The sequence below is a fragment of the Bacillus sp. AR13-1 genome, assembly GCF_008042285.1.
GTDB lineage: Bacteria > Bacillota > Bacilli > Bacillales > Bacillaceae_G > Bacillus_A > Bacillus_A mycoides.
Window position 1 is genome coordinate 1 of sequence record NZ_QNUA01000049.1, and the last position, 5,664, is coordinate 5,664.

General features: G+C 33.9%; 3 protein-coding genes. 1 reads left to right on the forward strand and 2 read right to left on the reverse strand.

What is annotated here, in order from left to right; all coding sequences use genetic code 11:
- Positions 1–207: 207 nt before the first annotated feature.
- The gene (locus DN408_RS28050) at positions 208–894 is read left to right on the forward strand and encodes an IS6 family transposase (RefSeq protein WP_002166957.1); all 687 of its coding nucleotides are present in this window, start codon (positions 208–210) and stop codon (positions 892–894) included.
- Positions 895–1,450: 556 nt separating this feature from the next.
- Here the strand turns inward: DN408_RS28050 and DN408_RS28060 are convergent.
- Positions 1,451–3,913, reverse strand: coding sequence for a discoidin domain-containing protein (locus DN408_RS28060; RefSeq protein ID WP_235712309.1), 2,463 nt, complete (start codon positions 3,911–3,913; stop codon positions 1,451–1,453).
- A 127-nt stretch (positions 3,914–4,040) separates the two neighbouring features.
- On the reverse strand, positions 4,041–5,195 hold the full coding sequence (locus DN408_RS28065; RefSeq protein WP_002166959.1) for an RICIN domain-containing protein: 1,155 nt from the start codon (positions 5,193–5,195) through the stop codon (positions 4,041–4,043).
- Positions 5,196–5,664 lie beyond the last annotated feature (469 nt).

Genomic DNA, 5,664 nt, shown 5'->3' on the forward strand with positions numbered 1-5,664 from the left:
TCCTTTTTTCCTTTTCTAATAGGTAACCTGCGCTTTCAACCAATTTGATTTCATCAATAAGAGAAAAAACAGTCTTTGATATATTAGGTGTCAATTACAATTGTACCATTTCTAAAGATCGAGCGGCTTAATTGAAAAAAACGGTTCTGTTGCAAAGTTTTCTATATGAAGCTACACTCTAGAAAATAGGATCTAGGAGAATCAGACATGAGATATTTTAAAGGAAAACAATTCAAGAAAGATATTATTTTAGTAGCTGTCGGCTACTACTGCCGTTTTTCTTTAAGTTATCGCGATGTATCTGAAATCCTGAAAGAACGTGGTATTTCAGTTCACCCAACAACCATCATGCGATGGGTTCATGAATATGGCAATCTCATCTATCAAATTTGGAAAGTGAAAAATAAATCTGCACACTTATCTTGGCATTTGGATGAGACTTATATCAAAGTTAAGGGAGAATGGCGTTATCTCTATCGTGCAATTGATAAAGATGGACACACATTGGATATTCAACTTCGTAAAAAACGAGATCATCAGGCTGCCTATGCTTTCATGAAAAGATTAGTAAACCATTTTGGAGAACCAACGGTTCTCACTACAGACAAAGCGCCGGCATTACTTTGCGCATTTAACAAATTAAGAAAACAAGGATTCTATCAAACTACAATCCATTGTACAATCAATCATTTAAACAATCTTATTGAACAGGATCATAGGCATATAAAGAGACGTTTTGCCAAATCCGCAGGATTTCAAAATCTTCGTCATGCTTCACGTACGATAAAAGGTATTGAAACCATTCATGCCCTATATAAACAAAGGCGAAGTCTTCAAAGAGACTCTGCCTTTACAACGTACAATGAACTTCAACAATTATTATCTACCTCCTAAACATTGTTCCTCATTTACCAACCTGTTTATGCTTTTTTCAAACTTTGCAACAGAACCCGCTATATTCTCTTTTATTTTATCTTTGCACTAGAACCCCTATCTTTATATTCGTGATTAATTAATTGTAGTAATATAAATTTCTTGTTATCACTAAATATAATTCTTAAAAACATGTAAAGCACTGACATTCTGACCATGTATTTTTGAAAGGGTTTGGAATTGTATATTTTTCACAAAAAACAAGATATAATTATTATTGAAGAGCAATTTGTAAGTCCCATTGAAATATGTGGTAAATTTACATGGGATATGAAATGCATATTCGAAAAGAGATAATGCACTTAAAAAAGTGTTCTTATCTCTTTTTTACTTATATAATGAAGAAATCAATTGTTTAAAACATTTTGGCCATGAATCAATGTATTGAGGTACGGGATCCAATTTTCCATTTTGTTAAATTTCATGTTTATTATATAAATCATTGTTTTGAGCACAAAAAAAAAGGCTGTAGCAAACATATAAAATACTTTTGCTACAGTCCCCATTCATCTTTCAATTAGTTTTTATATAACTTTATTTCTGAAGCTGAAGCAAATCCACTGTGTCCTGATACAACTTCAAGCTTTACATACTGAGCATTTACTTTACTGAAACTTGCATTCTTTGTAAGATTATTATCTTCCCACGTTCCAGTTGCAACCTTTGTAAAGTTAATTCCATCCAAACTTGTGTATATATTACAACTAGTTATGTTACCGTTATAACCACCATCTTGTCTTGGAACATAAGCTAATTGCGATATACTAGTAACTTCCTTAAGCTTTATCGTAATGTATGGAGCTTTATCACTTCCATCCCATAACGTATGCCACATGGTTGTCGAGTTTCCATCAACTGCATTTGCAGCAGCATCACCCTTTGTATTTTGTTGACTTGAGAAACCTGCAACCGATAAACTTGTATGCGGTATTAATCCTACTACAGCAGTATCAGTAAACTTTAAGTTAACAGCTTCACTTGCTGGATTTGAACCAACAGCAAACTTTCTGACTGTTAAAGTAACATTTCCCGTTAAATCCGGTAAATTAGGAGCAGTTGGATTATATTTTGTCCAGTTCGAACCTTGATCGATGCTGAATTCCATCGTACCGTCTATACCAAAAACTAAATTCGCATCATCATTTGAAGAAACATTAACTTTACCAGCTTTTTCAATAGGAATTAATATAGGCTGCTTTGTTCCAATCACTCTTGTTAAAATACCATTCGTTGAATTGATTGCTGAGATTTCTTCATTACTTAGAAGCATATCATTGCTTGTAGCAGCTTTATACGTTTCTCCACCATCGATACTGTATTCCGTATCAGTTTTAATCCCCATTAATTTCCCTGCATTTTCTCCATCAAAGCTAAAAGTAGCAAGGTACAACCCTAAACTTGGCATTTGGGCTTTTATATTATTAGCTACTTGTTTTTGATTGACATCCGTTATTGTGGAGAATGCATTTAATATATTTAAAGTATATTGCTGAATCTTAGCTCTATCCCCTGTATTAAGAACATGGCTTCTAATTTGAGTAAGAAGATCCATCATAGGTCTTGGCTCATTAGCAAAAGCAGTAACTATACCGTTATTTAATTCTTGCCACTCAGCATCTGTTACATTTGGATTTTGTAACATGAAAGAAACGTAATCTTTCCATACTAAAGCATTAATTGGTAGCATTTTAGTAGCTGTTTTATAAATTGCACTTTTCTTAGCTGGTGAAGATATCGCTTTCGCTAACCAGCGTAATCGCTCTGATTGATCTAGTTTTACTGAATCACGTGCAGCATCTTCAAATAGTAACATGTACGGTACTTGATTTTTCGGGCTATTATCTGACCAAGGAATAACAGTGACATCATGACGATTTGAATCACCCCATCCGGATATATCATTTCCTAAATGCCAAGAAGAGGGGTTGTCATTCCATATGAGTGCGCAATGTCCAGGTTGTCCAACAGGCATAGCTGCCACACCAAAGGCTTGACTTACTTGCGTACCAAACTTCGAAATATTACCGCATACCCCGCCAAATCTGTAAATGGAGGAAAGATTCCAACCTAAACCGTAGAATGCATCATTTCCAGCGTGAATGCTAACTCCATCTTTGTTATGTTCTGCATATTTAATTAAATATGCACTTTTCCCTATCTTATCTTGGCTTTTAAGATCTGGATGTTCCGTATTAATCATATTTCTTGCCCAAGTTAAATCTTCTTCAGGTGACCAAGTATTCACTACTAATCTTAAATGCCAAACATCATATGTTCTAAAGCAAGGAAGTAACTCATTATTTTGATCTGCTGATTTATAATGTTGATACCTCGTTAACGGATTAATAGGTTTATTGTTTGTCCAATATTTTATAGGTTCAGCATGAGCTAACGATGTAGCTATAGCTACTTTTAAATACAATCCTTGGTGAGAATCTGCATCCGCATTCCATATTGTATTCCATATCTCAAGTGCATTTACAGGATTGTTTCCTGTGGGGCTGCCACCTTCAAGGTATGTATTCATCACATCTGTATTTTTCATAGTCCAGCTAAGAAATTTCTGATGGTCAGCATCTTTTTTTGCGAATGTATTCATTGCTGCAGCACCTGTTTGTGAGATCAATTGCCACTGAGCCAAAGCTGCTGAAAATGCTGGGTCTGCAAGCTTATTTTGTAAACCCGCTCCAGTGATATTTCCAATCTTTACATTCAGATACGCACTGAGATAACTCAAATGACCCTCAAAATTACCATTTGCAATTGCCTGATCTGTCTTTTGGTTCAATGTTTCTAGATTGAATATTTCTAGATTTGATGACACCGTTTCAGCTTGAACTGTCAAGCTATTTGTTAAAGTAGGTGTAAATAATGTAGTTGCCAAAATAGCAGATGTCGCAAGTACTTTCATCGGTTTTTGAAACATATAATGCTTCCTTTTCTGCATATAAATCATCCTTTCCTTTTCAAATTGTTCCATTTAAGTAAACAAATAATTGTAACAAGGGAAACCCCCTCATTTTTTGAGGGGGCTCCATCACTTCGCTTTGCTTTGCTTATCCACTTACTCTTTACATATAGCACTGTATATTTATAAATTATTACATTTAAATTTTTCTTGCTACTGTTATCTTATTATTTTTTACAACCCAAGGATCTGAAACAACTGAACCATCTGCTCTCTTTAACGTATATTTTGTTGCCAGTTGATATTCTGTAAATCCTGTTGTTTTACCAGGTTCACTTGCAACAGTACTTGTAATTGTTTCTTCCGTTGCTTCCGTATTAGTTGTACTAATTTCTGTTTGTATTGTTCTTGAAATTTCTGATTTAATTGATGCAGATGCGTCTCCAAATTTCAATCCAAAATCTGCTCCAATCTTCATAGAAAGCGTATCAGTCATCTTTTGCTGATCTACAGAAGTCATACCTGTTTTGAATGTATAATTACGAGTCAAACCAGCTGGAATAACCGCTGAAAATGTTTTATCCCAATATTCTTCTTTTACCAACGTATAATATGGTGAATTGTGTATTTTTGTATAATCATCCGCTTGATTATCCTTTACCATAATACAAGGTATTAAAGATGCCCCGACAACAACAGAATTTGAAGTTTGAGGTAATTGTTGATCAATAGATCCACCTTGAGTATACTCTGGAGCATTTGGTCTAGATCCTGTAGCTGGTAAAGTTGGTAATGAAATTGTACCGTAAGAATTATTAATGTTAAATACCCTATTTGAATCAGAAGGATTTGCTTCATCCAAATCTACATACTCTACATGCTGAGCTAGTGACCCCGACCATGAATAAGATGCAACTTTCCCATTCCCTTGGTTCACAATTTCATAATTATTACTTCCTTTGTCTCGTAAATACCATTGTTCATTAGGAGAACCAGTCCAACTCTTTTGTTGTAAATTACCATCACCCGGAAGCCCACCATTACCAAACCAACCACCAACACCAAATGTTACAGGTTTTCCACTATTTTTATTTACAATTGCATAATTTTGTCCATCAAGTTTAAAAAATACAAATTGTTCATTGTCACCACGGTTTCCATTCCATAAAAGAATCGCTCTATCATTATCAGGAGAATTTCCAGCTACATTCCAAACTAAGTTGGTATTAGCTTTCAAATTTATAGAATAATATTGATTATTCGCTGGTGCTGCCTCACTTACAGGAGCCCAAATAGATAGACTCATTGCTCCTACACCTAACCCTGCCATGACTTTTTTTGATATTGATTTCATAATATTGCCCCCTAGTTTTGTCGGTAAAATCCCTACAAGATTACAAAAGATGAAATTATACTGTACATTGCTTATACTTTTATTGCGAAATATACTGTACATTGCTTATACTTTTATTGCGAAATAAAATCACTTTTGCTATGTAGAAATTTAAAACCAATTTTGTACGAATATGATACTTTTGTGATTCGAGAGACCTTTTTAAAATGACCGAATGTTAAGAAAGTTTAAATCAACATAATGTTACTTGCAACTTTACTAAACTCCTATTTAGTGAAATTTGCTCCTTTCTTATTGGTTATACCAGTTATGTTATTTATTAAAACATTAAATTTCCGATGCGTATATAGTAAGATTTTGTCGTAAATAGTAGAATTTTATCTTATGTATTCGATAATTTTATTGTTACATACTTAATATGATTGAGAGGATATTATACTAATAAAATTAATGATGGATTCTATTGCAG

Coding starts and splice junctions, on each gene's coding strand:
- DN408_RS28050 (WP_002166957.1), top strand. CDS start 208: ATGAGATATTTTAAAGGAAAACAATTCAAGAAAGATATTATTTTAGTA.
- DN408_RS28060 (WP_235712309.1), bottom strand. CDS start 3,913: ATGGAACAATTTGAAAAGGAAAGGATGATTTATATGCAGAAAAGGAAG.
- DN408_RS28065 (WP_002166959.1), bottom strand. CDS start 5,195: ATGAAATCAATATCAAAAAAAGTCATGGCAGGGTTAGGTGTAGGAGCA.